We start from the raw sequence: 16,566 nt of genomic DNA on the forward strand, positions 1-16,566 counted from the left end.
CTATTCGATTACCCACCATCCGTAGCTTTCGGGTTCTAGTTCGACCGTCAGTTCAACATCATATTGCCGGTTTAAGGCATACATTCTGGGCTTGCCATCGCCCTGCCGGATCATAGCCTTATCGCGAAGACCAGTGTAGTAGAGAGGAAGCTTTACGGTCCGAGTGATTTTCATTTTCAGCGGATTATAAAGCATCAACAGCCCTTTTTCCTTCTGCGTTGGATCAACGTGCATAATTCCATCCCAGTCGCGGCCATCGGGCCGACGAAGATGAATAATATCGGCATTTAAAATCATCCGGTATTTCTTATACCAATCAATGACCTGTTTTACGGCCTGCTTTGTGGCATCGGTATCATACAGCCGTGGCCCTCGATAACAGGCCTGAACACCAGCACCATAATATTGCATCATAAGTTGCGTGTAGTCGCTGAGGTGCTCATGCAACGGTTCCAGTACAGCCTCGGGGCCACCGCCCTGGTATTTGGTAAGCGGCACAAAGCCCCAGCCCATGGCCGGTGTTTTTTCCCAGGTACCATCGAAAATATTCTGGCGGTTCAGGAGCTTCTGCTGTTCCCGCGAGAGGGAAAAATTAACTTCCCGATAACCCAGGGCAATCTTGTTGGTGCCATCCATAAAATACCAGTCGGGTGCATTGATGTAAACTCCTTTCTGGTTCAGAAATCGGTAAAAACCCTTCTGCATTTCCATTTGCACCCATTGCGAATCGTGGAGACCTTTATGCCCCGGATGGCTGGTAGAAGCGCAAACATCGCCGGGGTAAGGGCCATCGTGTTCAAGAATATCGAAGCCGGTTTCGGTAATGAATTTTTTCAGGCCGTTCAGGTAATTGATGCCCCAGCGGCTGGCCAGGCAGGGCGCATGCCCAAAGAAGGCGCCTGTATCGGGTAAACCTGTTTTCGGATCAATAACATCAGTTGCATCATCAATCCGACGGCTGCTAAACAGCGAATAGCCCCCTAACAAAATGCCTTTGCTGTGCGCATAATCGACCAGACTTTTGAACTTCTGGATATTCGCCTGCGTAGTATCTTCCATATTCAGGCCACTGCCAAAACTCAGAATTACCATTTCGTAGCCCGTATCTGCGCATTGATCGATCACACTTCTGACTGTAGCCGGATCGGTGCTGACCAGATGCATGAATATGGGGTTTTGTGTGGTCCAGGGGGCTACTGTCCGATAGAACCGTCGGCGTGCCAGGCCGTTTCGTTCACGATCATACGAATCGAGGAGCAGTTCGTGTGTACGAATCGACGTATAGGTTTGGCCAGCTTCCAGATCGATGCCAACACCCCGACCGGGATATACTTCCAGCACGCAGGGTGTTTCGTAATTGTAGTTGACCTGAGATGTATAGAGCGAATCGGTTTTCCAGTGCGTTGCCTGATCAGAAAGCTCGTAGCGCATGGCATTGTTGAAGGCAAAATTGTTTTCAACATAAATCCGCTGTGGTTTCTTCATCTGATCGGGCGAGCCAACTACGGCCGATTCTTCTTCGGGTGTAGCCAGAACTTCGTTGACAACCTGATCAATATGAACACCGTCCGAACGCTTATTCTGAATCGTTAGCCATTTGCAAAGCGTTGGTATACCGTCGTAAAGTGCATAGTGAACCGTTACTTCAATGCCTTTTAGCTCAGGCGAATCTGATATAAACAACAAAGACAGCTCCTGGCCGGTTGGTAAGGTCAAATTTGAAGCCCACGTCCGGCGCTGCCAGTCGACAGCAGGTTTCAATGGCGCAACTGAGAACGTTTTAAATTGAAAATCAGCCGTATTGGCCGTGAAATTATCCAGCCATTCTTCTCGCAGGTAGGCGTGTTCTTTCTGTCCATACAGACCACCAACCTGATGCGTTTTCCCATTCAGCACCAGCCGGGCTTCGGGCCGGATTGAGCGCACAAACTGCTCGTTAGTGGTGCGGTTCTGATAATCGACCGTTGCCAGATTGGGGCTTATCCGAAACCGACGAACCAGTAAACCATTCGACAGAACAAGGTCTTTAGCATAATTGGCCTGATATACGGCCGCTTTTTGCGTTATGGGCGCAATAAGCCAATCGGTCTGAACCGCAACGGGTTTATAAATTGGTAATGATTGAATTTGCCCGAATGCAAGTTGCGAAATCAGTAAAAAGGTCCCTAACCAGCGAGATTTGCTCATTATTCTACTAACGCAATAGTACTTAACCAATATAGAGTCTTTCGCACCCACTATTTACTGCCAACAACCTGATTTTAGTGCAGTTGCAGCACCAATCAACAACTACCCAAATAGTTATCCACAAAAACCATTAGTTATCCACATTTTTAACCACGGGCCGGGAATCATTTTGCCGTTTCTCATACTGAATTTGAAAGCCGTTTAGGTTGGGCGTATGCTGCCGTTTCCGCTGTAGCTCGTACAGATAGATGGTTTGTCCTAACTGATATAAAAACGGATGCCCAATGGTATCGTATTCATACTTATCGTCGTTGAGTATGCCGTCGTTATTGACGTAAATGGTAGCCGAAAGCATAAATTCGACATTATTTTTAAAATCGGCGACATACGATGCATCTGTCAGGAAGCCATAAGCCCAACCTACTTTGTTAAATACCCGAATTCCATCAGGCATCTGATGATGTAGGCTATCCATAAAGAAAAATTTCACGTAACTGTCATAATATTGCTCCGCATCGTATTTGGGGTAATTGGTTTCGCCGGGATATTGCGACAGGTACTGATAAAGAAAATGGTAATCGTCGGGTGTAAGCCGAAAGCGTTGCGTTGCGGGAACCGACATCGGAAACATTACTGACTGCAAAATCTGCTGAAAAGTTTCCAGCGGCATTTTGTTCCGTTCTGTAAAGTCGAACGGCTCATGAATCAGGCTATCTTTTGCATAATATCCGTTCCCCAGTTTAGCAATCCGCCGAAAATCGAACGGGTCAGTATTATAGGCCGCTGGTTGCGTATAGATGGTTTTGCCCGCCAGATCAAGAAACCGCACGGGATTTGTATGCCGGTTTTCGTCGGGTGTCATCCGCACAAACCGATGCGTGATGCGCGTATCCAGATACCCTTTGGCGTGTAAGGAGCGGTTAATCTCACTCTGACCAACAAATTCATACATACGACTATAGGCATCGTTGTCGCTAACCAGAAAGGCTTTTCGGATAAACTGAGCAATGGACGGATAACCCGTTTCGGCTGTTGAGTCGTGTCCTTCTTTTGTTTGCCTGCTATATGCACTGTCGAATTGCATAGCCGTAAATTTCGTCACGGCAGGGTTGTTCAGCCGATTCAGTTTTTCGAGCGAGAGCAATGCCAGCGGAAGCTTTACCGTTGAAGCCGGGTTGAAATAATTAGTGCTGTCGACGTTAAAAAAATAATGTCGAAACGATGGTTCATTGGTCTTGTTCCGGTCGATCTGTGTATAAATTATCTGAACCCGATAGCGCTCCGGAAACCGAATTACGTTCTGAAACACATCCGTCTTATTTCTGGCAAACAGATTAACTAAAAACGCATCGGTTCGGGGCTGGCAGTAACCAAATGTGGAGAAAAACAATAAGAAGAGGATGCTGCTGATGTGTTTCATGGGTGCATTCGGGCGATAATTTTCTTAAACAGACTCATCGAATAGGTTCGTGTCAGCCGTCGTGTACAGCCCTATTCTGGTCAGCGGCCGACGAACGTGAAGGCTAGCTAATGCAAATCGGAATACTAACTACAGAACCAGTTCGGCAAACAACCGCTGAAGAGTCTCCTGCGCATCGATACACAGGCCCGGATGTACCGGCGAGGTTTGCACAACTGTGCTGCGGGTGGCCGTAAGCCAGCGAAACCGTTCGGCAATAGATAGGCAACCGATTGGGCCACCTTCTCTCCGACCGGCACATATTCGCTGAAAAACCTGCAAGCGTGCATCAAGCTCTTCCAAATCGATTTCAGCCGAAAACGCCCTCAAACGCGGTTCGTTTAGCGCGAACCGCGTTTGCAAAAACCCTTGCTCGCGGCAATATAAAATGACACCCACGTTCAAAAATTCTTCCCGGTCAACGCGTGGCATAAACCGGACTACGGCATATTCATACACGTGCATTTCTGGCCTCCTTTGCTGCGTTGACAAATACTTCTGAAGCGGCTATCCGCGACTCTAAAAAGTGGGCGTATACCTGCCGAAGCTCTTCTGCCGACTCATTCATTACCCATTCGTCGGGAATAAGCGAAACAATTGCCCGAATACGGTCGGGTGTCAAAATAGTGCGAAAAGCGGTGTCAACCGCATCGAGTTCGGTCGCCTGAGGTAGCAGCACATGATCTTTAATCTGCGTAAAAGGCCGCAAACTTAGCTGTGGCCAGTCGGGACCGGTATGATGCACATACAACGCAGCACCATGATCGATCAGCCATAATTCTTTATGCCACATGAGCATATTGGTATTCCGCGCCGTCCGATCGACATTCATCACAAATGCATCCAGCCACACGATCTCTGAAGCCAGCCGGGCGTCGACATCATTGATCACGGGGTCGAACGTAATGGAACCCGACAGGTAATGAAGGGCCAGATTAAGTCCTTCACTCGCCCGCAACAAATCCTGAATTTCTTCGTCGGGCTCGGTTCTGCCAAAAGCAACGTCCAGATTAGCAAACACAATTTCGGGAACACGCAAACCCACTGCCCTGGCAATTTCACCGGCAATGAGTTCAGCAATTAATGCCTTGGCCCCCTGTCCGGCGCCCCGAAACTTGAGGACATATAAAAAATTATCGTCGGCTTCGACAAGAGCCGGTAAAGAGCCCCCTTCGCGCAACGGCTTCCCATAGCGCGTTACAGCAACGGTTCGTAGTTCAGGTTGAGGATAACTCACAAGTCTGTTGTTCGAGGTGTTGTTGTCCGACATGCGTCGGAGTTTCACTACAAGTCCACAGAGATCAATATTGACGATGCGACAATTAGCCTTTTATTCGCCCGGCGCTTCTATAGACAATAACTTACTCCCCGGAAAAATAGGGCTTATTTTTAAGATTACGGATTATTGTCCCCCCTTTATGCATTTTCCAGAGAATGCGCTACCTTTGTTTAGATTTAATCTAAATTAACCAGACAATGACTTCGGGTAATCCTAAGCGGCAAATCATACTGGAACTGGTGCAGGTCGTATCGTTTATAGATCTAACACCACATATGCGCCGGATTACCGTGATGAGCAATGGGCTGATTGGTTTGCAGGGATTAATTCCGGGTATCCATCTAAAGCTACTCATACCGCAACCTGGTCAGGAAAAGCCGATCCTACCCGTTTTCGATGCAGAAGGTCAGCCACTTCCGCCACCCGAACACGGTCTTCCCAGCGTGCGTACGTATACGGTCCGGTCGTTCGTACCAGAAACCGGCGAGTTAGCCATCGACTTTGTACTACACGGCGACGAAGGCCCCGCATCGGCCTGGGCAACTACCGTTCAAATCGGCAGTTATCTGGGCATTGCGCTACGCGGTGGCATTCCATATCGGCAAGCCGACTGGTATTTGCTGGCAGGCGACCAAACGGCATTGCCTGCTATTAGCGCCATCCTGGAACAACTACCGGCATCGGCAAATGGACTGGCGTTTGTAGAAATCTCCGATGCTACCGAAGAGCAGGCATTATACTACAAGGCCAATATTGCCCTGCACTGGCTTCATCGCAACGGCATTGAAGCGGGACGAAGTACCATTCTGGAAGAAGCCATCCGTTCGGCTCCGATACCTGAGGGGCGTTCAGATGTTCGCTTTATCTGGGTGGCAACTGAATCGTCGGCTACGAAACGAATTCGCGATTACCTGCGGATGCGGTATCAGCTTGCGCACCATGAACTACATGCAGCCGCTTACTGGAAACTGGGTATGAACGAAGACACCTATCAGGAAATGCGGCATCGGGGAAGCGAGCAATAGGACAAAACGGCTAAAGAGAAGGAGGTAGCTAAGAACTTGTTTCCAGATAGTCAGTGAATAGACTAAGAATGGCTATTTTTAGTTGATTTCCTTCACTTTGGCATCTGATGAAATTTATACACTGCCTCATTACGCTCATTTCCTGCTTAACCTTTTTGTTCATTGCCTGTAGCCGACCGAAAAACCGGACCACCCTTTCTCTGGACGATAAGCTGAACTCACTATTCGCCAGCGTTCCCGATTTTAGTGGTGTTGTACTTATTGCCGACAAAGGACAGCCGATCTATCAGAAAGCTTTTGGTTTTAAAAACGTTGAAACCAACGATCCGATGACTGCCTCATCTATTTTCGAACTGGCATCCGTATCGAAGCAGTTTACGGCCATGACGATTATGATGCTGAAAGAGGAAGGAAAACTAGCCTACGACGACCTCATCGAAAAGTATATTCCCGGCCTTCCTTATCCCGGCATTACCATTCGCCATCTACTCAACCACACCTCAGGGCTGCCCGACTATCAGGACGTGATGGATAAACACTGGGATAAGAGCAAAGTAGCCAGTAACACCGACAACATTGCCTACCTGATTCAGTATCACCCTGCTGCACTATTCGAGCCAGGTGCTAAATACGAATACAGCAACACCGGCTATATGCTGCTAGCCAGCATTACTGAGAAAGCCTCGGGGCAGGATTTTATTGAATTTTGTCGAAAGCGCATTTTTAAGCCAGTGGGTATGTCGCATACCGATATCCGAACCCTTGACGAAAAAGTGAAACTTCCCGAAATGGCCTGGGGGTATATGTACGTTCCCGAGAAAAAGCGGTATGTCCGCGCTGATTCGTTTCCGCAGTTTAATTATGCCATCTGGCTGGGTAACCGCAAAGGACCGGGCCGAATCAGCTCAACGGCCAACGATCTGCTCAAATGGGACCGCGCCCTATACACCAACATGCTCGTTAAACAACAGACGCTTACGGATGCCTTCATGGCCGCCAAACTCAACAATGGCACTTTATCGCCGTATGGATTTGGCTGGGAGTTGGAAAAAAGCGAAAAACTTGGCAAAGTTGTGCGCCACAGTGGCGACAATCCTGGCTACAAAACCCAGCTAATTCGGTATATCGACGCTGACAGAACCGTTATTTTGCTGTGCAACAACGCTCACGAAAACCTGCCTGCCATCCTGAAAACCATTGAAACACTGGTAGCCGACTAAACCAACAACTGGGTTTTATGTCTCACCTCATATGGTTTTGTTGAGTAGCGTCATTCCTCAGTAGCTTTACGGGCAGCCAGTTTCTTTTGTACAACATCGGCCGGATACTTTAGCGCCAACCGACGAATATCGTAGCTAAACTCCTCATAGGTTTGTTTCCAGAGTTCGGCTTCTTCGGGGGTGTATTCATAAAAACCCTGCGCATTTAAAACACCTTTACCCCCTGCGTTTACAATAGCATCGATCAATTGGGGCACTTCGGTCTGGTTGCTCAATGTTGGAAACAGGTCTTTCATCACGGTGTGGTAAGCCGGAACACCGGTTAAATCCATCCAGCGAAAAACACCCACCAGCGTCATCCAGTAACCGGCATTGTTCCGACAGGCTCGATCGACGTCTTCAATGGTAGCATACCCTTTTTCGACCAGATTAAAGGCCTCGCGATACATGGCATACATCAGCCGGTTGGTAATGAAACCACGAATGTCTTTGCGGACCAGCGTTGGTTCTTTTCCCCATTGATGCGACAATTCGTAGAGCCACTCCGCCGTTGGTACATCACTCAGATCTCCGCAAATAATTTCCAGAAAACGAGTCGTATGCGATGGTTCAGCCCAGTGTAATCCCAGAAAGCGAGCTGGCAAACGAGTTTCACGCTGAAGAAGACTGATGGGAATCGCCGATGTATTGCTGGTAATGATGGCATCGTCGGCAACAACCGCTTCGACTCGTTCATAGACTGCTTTTTTAATGGCTATGTTCTCAACGGTACATTCCATAATAACCCGGCAGTTTTTCAGCAGGCTATACTCTTCCGTAATGACAAGCGGCTCCAGATACGTTGCGGGTTCTTTTGTCAGCAGCCCTTCCTGAAACGATTTTGCCAGATGCTCGCGAATGCGCGGTTCGGCAGTTTCCATATCGACGGGCAACGGAGCAACGGCCACCACCGGATGCCCCGCCATCAGCAGGCAGGTTGTAATGCTACACCCCATCAGGCCCAGGCCAACTACGCCTACGGGAATATTTTCTGGAATTATGGGTAGATTCATACGACGTGTAAGGAGGGAAAGTTCAGTTCTTAAAGATAACCGATCGCCAATCAACGAACGAGTGGCCATGCTCTGGTCAACAAAAAGCACCTTATTTTCCCGTGAGTTTTTCGCATTTTTTGTTGTTTTTCGAAAAGCTTAATGATTACATCATATAGAATCCACCCAAACAACTACCGTAGCAAAACACTATCTATCAAGACATTACAACGGACGCCTTACTTTTTTTATCTTTCTCTCACAATGTTTATAGCCTGTTTGAGCCATTTTAAACGTATAGAGCAGGTAAAGTAGACAGCAATAGATATTTTTACGGCATCTGCTGCCATTAACGGCCCCTCCCCCCTCAACCGATGAAAAAATTCATCTACCTGATCCTTATACTGAACTGGTTTTTAAGCGGTTCGACTTACGCCCAAAACTGGTATAAAGGTAATCTGCATACGCATTCGCTCTGGAGTGATGGCGACGATTACCCCGAAATGATTATGGACTGGTATAAAGCCAATGGCTATCAGTTTGTTGGCTTATCGGACCATAACGTGATTCAGAATGTTGATAAATGGGTGAATGTGCCGCATCAGAACGACCGTCGGCGAACATTTGACCGCTACCTGCGCACGTTTGGGCCCGACTGGGTCACCTACAAGCGCGGTGCTAACGACTCTCTCAAAGTTAAACTCAAAAAGCTGGACGAATACCGTAGCTATTTCGAAGAACCAGGAAAATTCCTAATCATCAAAAGCGAAGAACTCTCAACGGGCTTTCAGGGAAAACCGATTCATATTAACGTCACTAACGTTCAAAACCTGATTCGGCCCCTCCCCGGCAATAGCGTAGCCGAGGTTATGCAAAACAATATCGACCAGGTTGTTGCGCAACGACGGCAGACAGGACAACCTTTATTTCCGCACATTAATCATCCTAATTTTTATTATGCTATCAAGGCCGAAGATCTCATGCAACTTCGGTATGAGCGTTTTTTCGAAGTCTTCAATGGCCATCCGCTGGTGAATAACTATGGCGACAGCACCCGCGAAGGTACAGAATCGATGTGGGACAAGATCAACTTTCGGTTTTTGCAGCAAGGCCGCCCCATTATGTATGGCCTCGGCACCGACGACAGCCACAACTACTATTTTTTTGGGCCGGAATTCAGCAATTCGGGTCGAGCCTGGGTTATGGTTAATGCGCCCGAGCTAACCCCTCGTTCGCTAATCGAAGCGATGGAAGCCGGGCGGTTTTACTCAACATCAGGTGTTTTATTAAAACAACTGCCCCAACACAACAAGACCCTGACGGTTCAGGTGCAGGCCGAACCGAAGGTCTCGTATCGAATTCAGTTTTTCGGAATCAGGCAGGGAAAAACAACCGCCGAGTTACTACGGGAAGTGTCGGACACCTCCGCTACCTATGCCCTGACCGATGATTTGCTGCTATTGCGGGCCAAAATCATTTCGAATAAACCGAAATACAATCCATTTATGCCGGGCGACGTAGAAACGGCCTGGACACAGCCCATTGTTCAGAAGCCGGTACCGCAACCACTCGCCAGCGTTTCGCCCCTCCCCAATGCCCATGCTCATAACGATTACGAACAATCGCGACCGCTTTGGGATGCGCTCGACAATGGCTTTACGAGTGTTGAAGCCGATATTCACCTGATTGACGACACATTGTATGTTGCCCACGAACGGCCGGGCTTCAAAAATGCAGCCTCAACCCTCGAAACTCTATACCTCAATCCATTAGCAGAACGAATTCGCCAGAACAAAGGGCACATTTTTACGGGATATAATGGCCCGTTCTACCTCATGATCGATGCTAAAACCGAAGCAGAAAGCACTTATCAGGTATTGAAAAAAGTGCTTCAGCGCTACCAATCAATGCTCACGACCGGTAGCCGGACAAAAAATCAAAACGGTGTTATCACGGTAGTCTTGTCAGGCAATCGACCGGTTCAGACGATAAGTAAGGACAAAAATCACTTCGTAACCATTGACGGTCGCCCCAGCGATCTGGGCAAAGGCTATTCGCAGGCAATTATGCCCATTGTCAGCGATGCCTATCCGAATCAGTTAAGCTGGCGTGGAAAAGGTGAAATACCCGCCGACCAATTCGAGAAATTACGCCTGTTGGTAAGGCGGGTCCATAAAGAAGGGAAAAAACTGCGGCTTTGGGCCAGCCCCGAAGACCCGGTCGTCTGGGCAAAGCTTCGTGAAGCCGGTGTCGACTTTCTAAGTACCGATCAGCAGGAACTAGTGCGCGACTTTTTACTGAAAACAAACAGCAACTAAGCCCGGCATTTCTGCCAGACCATCACTCGGGTTGCATAAAAACGCGATCTGAAGCCTGGGCCTTCAAATCATTTAACCCCCATTCCTGCATGACGTTAATTACAGGAATTAATGATCGGCCGTAGTCGCTTAGTTTGTATTCGACGCGAGGTGGAATTTCCGGGTAAATAGTTCGTTCGATAATACCGTCGTCTTCCAGTTCGCGCAATTGGTTAACCAGCATCTGTTTGCTAACGGAGGGAATGGCGCGTTGCAGCTTACTGAACCGATTACAGTTTTTGCTGATTCCGTACAAAATCAGCACTTTCCACTGACCGCCAATTCGACTCAGGCAGTGCGTAACCGGACAGTTATGTGGATTAAAATCCTTGTTTTTGCGCGAATTACCCATTAGTCTAAAAAAATGTACTAGCTAGCATAAAACAGACTACTTGCCTATTATGGACAAAGGTAACAGCTTTGTGTAATCAAGACAAAAACAATGACAATCGAGCAAATCAAAGAAATGATCGCGGGCGGAGAGTGGATCAGTATTGCGCCCGAAGTGCGTCCCAGTAGTTCACGAAACGAAGATGGCAGTGCAAAACCCTTTTATTTGTCCCGTCGATTCACCTACCAATCTAACGACACCTTTACGCTGGAGATCATCAATTTTGCCGATGCCTACGGAAAAGTGCCTTTAGCCAGACTGCTCATCAAGGGTCATGTAGAATGGCAGGGCGATCATCCGGTAGCGACTGGTGCCCAGAAAGTAGACTTTATTGCCGATGAAGCGTATGATGTAACGCCATTGCATCCGGGTTTTGTGGGTATTCTGAATCAGTTTGCCAGCGCCGACTTTGATCGATGGGAGCTAACCAGTACGCAAAGCATTTTAGGCAAAGCGTTTGCACCGTTTGGACTGACCGAAGGACAAATTTTTAAGGAATCCGAGTTGATGTATGTCCTGAACGATATGTTGTTCTGGGGAGCGAGGCACGTCGATGGGCGCGGCTTCGACACGGAAGAAAACCGGCCCACTAATTTGCAGATTCCGATGGTACGACCACATTGATTGAGGCCGAACGACAGTAGCGGGTCGATGCCTGGCAGGTTGATATACTTCGGAGCCAGTTACACAGCCATCAGTTAGCCGACAAGATTGCCGTTCCCTATCAGCAAGGCGTTATTTTCCTGCCAGTCGGCGAGGTTATTTACTGCGAGTCTGATAGTAATTACACCAACGTTATTGCTATCCAGAACCGATCTTTTCTACTGACGCGCACCCTTCGCGAGGTGCAGGAAGTGCTGGAAGAACGGAACTTTCTGCGGGTTCACCGGCAGTACGTCATCAACCTCGACCACATCAAACTGTTCATGAAGGGCGAAGGGGCTTACCTGGTCATGAGCAACGACGTCAGTATCCCCGTAGCCCGCAATCAGAAAGAGAAATTGATACAGCGGTTTGGGTGGCTGTAGCAAAATGGTCTTTTCAGGTCAGTAAAAAATCCGTGAAATTCTGCGGACTAATCACCGTTTGCTGCGTATTCGGGTATGCTTCTGAGAATGTCTTAGGAAAACGGGCTTTGGCTTTTGGGTTCCATTTAAATTCGTAAGCGGCTAATTGCCCGTTTGATTCTTCCAGATAGTCAATTTCCTGCTGTGCGTGAGTACGCCAGAAATACGACCTTGCGTAGTGCTTTTTATAGTGATTGCGTTTCATCCGTTCGCTCACCAGAAAATTCTCCCATAGAGCACCGGTATCATTTCGGAGTTCGAGGGGGGCATAATTTTCGATGAGCGCATTCCGAATCCCGTTATCGTAGAAATAAACCTTTCGGCTCGTATTGATCTCATTCCTAAGATTTCGGTTGAAGGGATGGAGTCTGAATACAACAAACGCCTGTTCGAGCAACTGAATGTAGCTTTCGACGGTCGCCTTATCGATTTCAACCAGACGCGATAACTCATTATACGACACTTCGCTACCCACCTGAAACGCGAGTGCTCTCAATAATTTTTCCAGTACGTTGGGCCGCCGGATTCCCCTAAACGAAAGCAAATCTTTATACAGGTAGCTTCCTGAAAGTTGGGCCAGAATTTCGCGCTCGTTGCCTAAGTTCGTGACCACATCAGGATACATACCATAAATCAGACGAGTTTCCAATTGCCCTGTGGCTCCTAAAAAAGTGGTGTAATCAACCAACTCCTGCCACGAAATAGGATACAGCCAGTACTCCCATTTTCGGCCGGTTAGCGGTTCATTGATTTCATTGGCCAGGTCAAAAGCCGAAGAGCCGGTAGCAATTAGCTGCACATGGGGTAGCGTATCATGAACAATTTTGAGGGTCAGCCCAATATTCTGAATCCGTTGAGCTTCATCGATCACAACGAGCGTTGCATTGCCAATAATTTGTTTTAGTTGCTCCGTACCCACCTTGGTAAGCCCTTCCCGCACCGATGGTAAATCGGCATTTAGCCATATTGACGGTTGCGAAAGCCGCGAAAGCAACTCACGTACCAGCGTTGTTTTTCCTGTTTGCCTTGGTCCAAGTAGTACAATGCTCTTTTGCTTGAAAAGCTGCGCTTCAATAATTGGCAGTAATAACCTGTTTATCATAATTCAGGGATTATAATCACCAAATTTATATAAAAAAGGCGATTGTAATCCCTGAATTAGTACTTTTTGTACATTCCCCTTACTTGACAGTCAGTAAGCCTGCATCATAAACTATAACCCCATTCACCATTGTCAGAACGCTTTCAGTTTGAAGTAGCTTAGGGGCTGGTACTTTGAAAATATTCTGCGATAGCACCGCCAGATCGGCCACTTTGCTGACCGTTAGTGTCCCTTTAGTATTTTCCGCAAACTCGGCATAAGCGGCTGTGTGGGTGTAGGCGATAACGGCCTGTTCGCGGCTGAGTGCTTCGCTGGGTCGACGCGGGTGGGTGGTCGCAAACATAATGTTCAGGTAAGGATTAAACGGCCCATCAGACCCAATCGCCAACGGAATGTGATCATTCAGCAAGGTTTTCATCGCCATACCATGTGTGGCTGGTGGACCAATCGGGAAGCCTTCCATCGGCGCAAAATGCGTAGGGTTCTGCACAATGATAATGCCCATTTGCTGTGCCTTTTTGATGTATTCGGGCGAGTAGTCGATCTCGTCGCCATGCTCAAAACGCGGACGTAATGCTTTCCAGTCGACAGGCATAGCCGCCATCAGGTCGAGGAGTTTACCAATCGATTTGCTGCCGCCAATATGGAAATGCAACTGGTCCTTACGGGCAATAGCTTCCTTGCACATCCGCTCAATTTCGGCTACCGTGTAGTTCATTCGGCCATACCAGCCGGGGCGATTTGGGTAAGGGTCGACCTGTTCGGCACCGCCTTCCAGAGGGGTGCCTTCGAGCAGCCATTTGGTGCCGCTCACCGTTAATAATGGTAAATCGGGCGTTGTTTTAGCCAGGTCTTTCGCTGGAATACTTAAGCTACCGTCGGTGTTCATATCGCCCCAGCGAATCAGGCGAAGGCGGAACGATAATCCGGCTTTTTTCCAGAGCTGAGCGTAGTCAGCAGCCGTAGCACCCGTACACATGTTCTGATAGCTGGTAACCCCGGCTTTGAGCAATGCCTGCGTCATACTCCTAAACTCGGCTATCATAGCGTTCTCGTCGCGTAGTGATGCCATTTTTGCGTAACTGGTATGCGGCCAGTAGGCATTCTTTTCGTAGCCTTTGCCCGTCAGGGTTTTGCCATCGGGCATCCGTTCGTAAAAACCACCTTTGGGGTCGGGCTGATCGTCGGCAATGCCCATTTCGTGCAGCCCCAGTGTATTATATAACCCAATATGGCCCCACCACGAAAGCAGCCGAACAGGGTGTTTGGGTGCGATTTTATCCAGCACAAACCGGGTAACCTCCGGCGAATTGGCGATTGTGATACCAATTATCCCTTCAATCCATTGCCCTTCGGGAGTTCGCCGAACGGCTTTTTTCAGCGAATCCTGTACGGCCTCCCAGGAAGGGTTCATGCCAGCCGACGCAATTTTTGTTGCTTTCAGACCACCGGGTAGATGGTTATGCGCATCGTTGAATCCCGGCACAACCAGCATACCGCCTAAATCGAGTCGTTTAGTTTGCCGGGTCGCCAGTTTTTCTATGTCGGATGTTTTGCCAGTGGCAATGATGCGCCCTCCCTTGATTGCCAATGCTTCTACATATAACTGGCTGGTATCCGACGTAAAAATTTGTCCATTCGTCAGAATCAGGTCGGGTTGTTGTGCTACGGCTACTAGACTAATCAGTTGGGTAACTAACGCGGCCAATACGTTTCGCATGGAAAATGTGTTTTGGTTTACCAGCCAAAACTATTGCAATGCGTCGGCGTGCCAGATGTAAAAAAACGACATTAATACAGCGTTTGGCCCAGGTTGAGCTGAGCTGTATTCTGTGCTAAATCTATTTGAGTTCTCAACCGCCTGGGCTTCTAAACAGGAGTTTCAATGGATTTTGGCTATATTTGAGCGTATCGAAAACGAACGGAAATGATCGCTACGAAATCTGGAATACGGGCGAAAAGGCCCAAAGCTAACGTGCCAGAATATCTTATTTACGAAATCATGGACGGTAAGCCTATTCACTATAAGGGCTACCGGGATGTATTGGCAGGTACAAAGAAGTTTTCAGAAATTATGGGATCAAGTACGCTACAGTCATTTATTGTCGCTTACCTTCAACGACTACTTTTTAGGGAATTGAGTGAGGACCAGTATACAATTCTATCCAGCGAAACGGGCCTTCATCTAGATAAGCGAACCAATCTGGCGGGCGATATTCTCATTTTCGATAATGCTACGTTACCCATCGACGCTATCAATGAATTTTACGCCCAGGTGCCGCCTAAGGTTGTGGTTGAAGTTGATATTGCTGCCGACTCGGCTGACGTAGAGACAGATGGCTACATCTTCCAGAAAACCCAGAAGCTACTGAATTTTGGCGTTGAGAAAGTGATCTGGATTACTACAGTGGCTAAGAAAGTTACTGTGGCTACCCCGCAGGGGGACTGGCAGGTGAAAGACTGGCATAAAGATATTGACGTGCTGGATGGCATTCAGTTCAATATCGGTCAATATCTGGCTAAAAAAGGATCTTCGTTCGCCTAACGACGAGTTTCGATCAGGCAAGAGACTGCCCCCGGTCGGGCGAAGCCGTATCCTGCGTCATCAGCATAGTAGGTGATACCTCGGCAAACTGCCGGAAATCGCGCATCAGGTGTGAATAATCGAAATAGCCACAGGCGTAGGCAACGTCGAGCCAGTCGAGTTGGGGCTGTTGGAGTTTCAGCTTAAAGGCTCGGTCGAATCGGGCAATACGGGCGTAAAACTTCGGACTCATGCCGAGCCGTTCCTGAAATTTACGCTCCAGTTGGCGGCTGCTCAAACAAGCCTGGTCGGCCAGCCAATCCAGCGAAAGTGGGCCATTCGTATCTTTAATCGCAAGAATCACTTTGTCGATGGGTTGTAGCGGCAAAGTACGCCGGGCCAATGAATCCATCTTTTTGAGCAGGTATGCTTCGATATGGCTGATCATACGACGATGATCGGTTTCTTCCCGCAATTGATTGTTTAATTCGGCTATTCCGGCATCCATCAGGTATTCCGCATCGACTTCCTTGCCCTGAAATTCAGTAGCTGGCATTCCTCCAAGCAGTTGATACAAAAATCCAGGCCGAAAACAAACCTGGATAATCAGGTGATCTTCGCCAAGCAGTATATTGATCCGTGACGTTTGCTGCCCAACAAAAATGCTCGACGGGTTGGTTCGGGTTTCACCATTGCGGTTGACAACGGTTTTTGCGACACTACGTGGATAAAAGAAGAGCGACTGATCGGCATCGGGCGGAATGGGCTTAATCCGTTGCTCAAAAGATATGTCGTCTAGCGGTATGTGTAGTAGCAAATAATGCCGCACATAAGGCCGTAGCGAAGGATGGGGTTGTATGTGCGGAAAGAAAATCATATTGGAAGATAAGTACTTGCCCTTTGAATGGCAAATGGCTCTTAGGG

Annotated in this window: 15 protein-coding genes; 6 read left to right on the forward strand and 9 right to left on the reverse strand. The window is 48.2% G+C overall.

Going from position 1 to position 16,566, the window contains the following annotated elements:
• From WBJ53_RS31600 to WBJ53_RS31615, 4 genes are all read right to left on the reverse strand, one after another.
• Positions 1-2,187, reverse strand: coding sequence for an alpha-galactosidase (locus tag WBJ53_RS31600; RefSeq protein WP_338873844.1), 2,187 nt, complete (start codon positions 2,185-2,187; stop codon positions 1-3).
• Positions 2,188-2,317: 130 nt separating this feature from the next.
• Positions 2,318-3,607, reverse strand: a complete 1,290-nt coding sequence (locus WBJ53_RS31605) for a serine hydrolase (protein ID WP_338873846.1) — start codon at positions 3,605-3,607, stop codon at positions 2,318-2,320.
• A 129-nt stretch (positions 3,608-3,736) separates the two neighbouring features.
• On the reverse strand, positions 3,737-4,111 hold the full coding sequence (locus WBJ53_RS31610; protein ID WP_338873848.1) for a DUF3037 domain-containing protein: 375 nt from the start codon (positions 4,109-4,111) through the stop codon (positions 3,737-3,739).
• A complete protein-coding gene (locus tag WBJ53_RS31615) occupies positions 4,098-4,883 on the reverse strand; it encodes a HipA family kinase (RefSeq protein ID WP_338873850.1) in 786 nt (261 codons plus the stop codon). Before WBJ53_RS31615 ends, WBJ53_RS31610 begins: the two co-directional genes overlap by 14 nt.
• 239 nt (positions 4,884-5,122) lie before the next feature.
• On the opposite strand from WBJ53_RS31615, the gene WBJ53_RS31620 reads away from it, so the two are divergent.
• Positions 5,123-5,950 (forward strand): siderophore-interacting protein, encoded by an 828-nt coding sequence (locus WBJ53_RS31620; protein WP_338873853.1) that lies wholly within the window; start codon positions 5,123-5,125, stop codon positions 5,948-5,950.
• A 107-nt stretch (positions 5,951-6,057) separates the two neighbouring features.
• On the forward strand, positions 6,058-7,170 hold the full coding sequence (locus WBJ53_RS31625; RefSeq protein ID WP_338873855.1) for a serine hydrolase domain-containing protein: 1,113 nt from the start codon (positions 6,058-6,060) through the stop codon (positions 7,168-7,170).
• 50 nt (positions 7,171-7,220) lie between these two features.
• Here the strand turns inward: WBJ53_RS31625 and WBJ53_RS31630 are convergent, their stop codons facing one another.
• Positions 7,221-8,222: a 3-hydroxyacyl-CoA dehydrogenase family protein gene (locus tag WBJ53_RS31630; protein ID WP_338873857.1), complete on the reverse strand. Its 1,002-nt coding sequence runs from the start codon at positions 8,220-8,222 to the stop codon at positions 7,221-7,223.
• Between the two features lie 353 nt (positions 8,223-8,575).
• Between WBJ53_RS31630 and WBJ53_RS31635 the strand changes: the two genes are divergently transcribed.
• Entirely contained in the window at positions 8,576-10,519 is a 1,944-nt protein-coding gene (locus WBJ53_RS31635) for a histidinol-phosphatase (protein ID WP_338873858.1), read from the forward strand.
• 22 nt (positions 10,520-10,541) lie between these two features.
• On the opposite strand, the gene WBJ53_RS31640 is transcribed toward WBJ53_RS31635, so the two are convergent.
• Positions 10,542-10,910, reverse strand: coding sequence for a helix-turn-helix domain-containing protein (locus tag WBJ53_RS31640; RefSeq protein WP_338873860.1), 369 nt, complete (start codon positions 10,908-10,910; stop codon positions 10,542-10,544).
• Between the two features lie 90 nt (positions 10,911-11,000).
• On the opposite strand from WBJ53_RS31640, the gene WBJ53_RS31645 reads away from it, so the two are divergent.
• Both WBJ53_RS31645 and WBJ53_RS31650 read left to right on the forward strand, forming a co-directional pair.
• On the forward strand, positions 11,001-11,573 hold the full coding sequence (locus WBJ53_RS31645; RefSeq protein ID WP_338873862.1) for a hypothetical protein: 573 nt from the start codon (positions 11,001-11,003) through the stop codon (positions 11,571-11,573).
• 137 nt (positions 11,574-11,710) lie between these two features.
• Positions 11,711-11,977: a LytTR family DNA-binding domain-containing protein gene (locus WBJ53_RS31650; protein WP_338877261.1), complete on the forward strand. Its 267-nt coding sequence runs from the start codon at positions 11,711-11,713 to the stop codon at positions 11,975-11,977.
• Positions 11,978-11,990: 13 nt separating this feature from the next.
• Here WBJ53_RS31650 and WBJ53_RS31655 read toward each other — a convergent pair whose 3' ends face one another.
• Entirely contained in the window at positions 11,991-13,118 is a 1,128-nt protein-coding gene (locus WBJ53_RS31655) for an ATP-binding protein (protein WP_338873864.1), read from the reverse strand.
• Positions 13,119-13,197: 79 nt separating this feature from the next.
• Positions 13,198-14,838: an amidohydrolase family protein gene (locus tag WBJ53_RS31660; RefSeq protein ID WP_338873866.1), complete on the reverse strand. Its 1,641-nt coding sequence runs from the start codon at positions 14,836-14,838 to the stop codon at positions 13,198-13,200.
• 282 nt (positions 14,839-15,120) lie between these two features.
• Here WBJ53_RS31660 and WBJ53_RS31665 point away from each other — a divergent pair, with 282 nt between their 5' ends.
• Positions 15,121-15,663 (forward strand): Uma2 family endonuclease, encoded by a 543-nt coding sequence (locus WBJ53_RS31665; RefSeq protein WP_338873868.1) that lies wholly within the window; start codon positions 15,121-15,123, stop codon positions 15,661-15,663.
• A gap of 13 nt (positions 15,664-15,676) precedes the next feature.
• On the opposite strand, the gene WBJ53_RS31670 is transcribed toward WBJ53_RS31665, so the two are convergent.
• Positions 15,677-16,519 (reverse strand): helix-turn-helix domain-containing protein, encoded by an 843-nt coding sequence (locus tag WBJ53_RS31670; protein ID WP_338873870.1) that lies wholly within the window; start codon positions 16,517-16,519, stop codon positions 15,677-15,679.
• Positions 16,520-16,566 lie beyond the last annotated feature (47 nt).

Origin of the sequence: Spirosoma sp. SC4-14 (assembly GCF_037201965.1) — a bacterium.
Taxonomy (GTDB): Bacteria; Bacteroidota; Bacteroidia; order Cytophagales; family Spirosomataceae; genus Spirosoma.

Coding starts and splice junctions, on each gene's coding strand:
- WBJ53_RS31600 (WP_338873844.1), bottom strand. CDS start 2,187: ATGAGCAAATCTCGCTGGTTAGGGACCTTTTTACTGATTTCGCAACTT.
- WBJ53_RS31605 (WP_338873846.1), bottom strand. CDS start 3,607: ATGAAACACATCAGCAGCATCCTCTTCTTATTGTTTTTCTCCACATTT.
- WBJ53_RS31610 (WP_338873848.1), bottom strand. CDS start 4,111: ATGCACGTGTATGAATATGCCGTAGTCCGGTTTATGCCACGCGTTGAC.
- WBJ53_RS31620 (WP_338873853.1), top strand. CDS start 5,123: ATGACTTCGGGTAATCCTAAGCGGCAAATCATACTGGAACTGGTGCAG.
- WBJ53_RS31625 (WP_338873855.1), top strand. CDS start 6,058: ATGAAATTTATACACTGCCTCATTACGCTCATTTCCTGCTTAACCTTT.
- WBJ53_RS31630 (WP_338873857.1), bottom strand. CDS start 8,222: ATGAATCTACCCATAATTCCAGAAAATATTCCCGTAGGCGTAGTTGGC.
- WBJ53_RS31635 (WP_338873858.1), top strand. CDS start 8,576: ATGAAAAAATTCATCTACCTGATCCTTATACTGAACTGGTTTTTAAGC.
- WBJ53_RS31640 (WP_338873860.1), bottom strand. CDS start 10,910: ATGGGTAATTCGCGCAAAAACAAGGATTTTAATCCACATAACTGTCCG.
- WBJ53_RS31645 (WP_338873862.1), top strand. CDS start 11,001: ATGACAATCGAGCAAATCAAAGAAATGATCGCGGGCGGAGAGTGGATC.
- WBJ53_RS31655 (WP_338873864.1), bottom strand. CDS start 13,118: ATGATAAACAGGTTATTACTGCCAATTATTGAAGCGCAGCTTTTCAAG.
- WBJ53_RS31660 (WP_338873866.1), bottom strand. CDS start 14,838: ATGCGAAACGTATTGGCCGCGTTAGTTACCCAACTGATTAGTCTAGTA.
- WBJ53_RS31665 (WP_338873868.1), top strand. CDS start 15,121: ATGGACGGTAAGCCTATTCACTATAAGGGCTACCGGGATGTATTGGCA.
- WBJ53_RS31670 (WP_338873870.1), bottom strand. CDS start 16,519: ATGATTTTCTTTCCGCACATACAACCCCATCCTTCGCTACGGCCTTAT.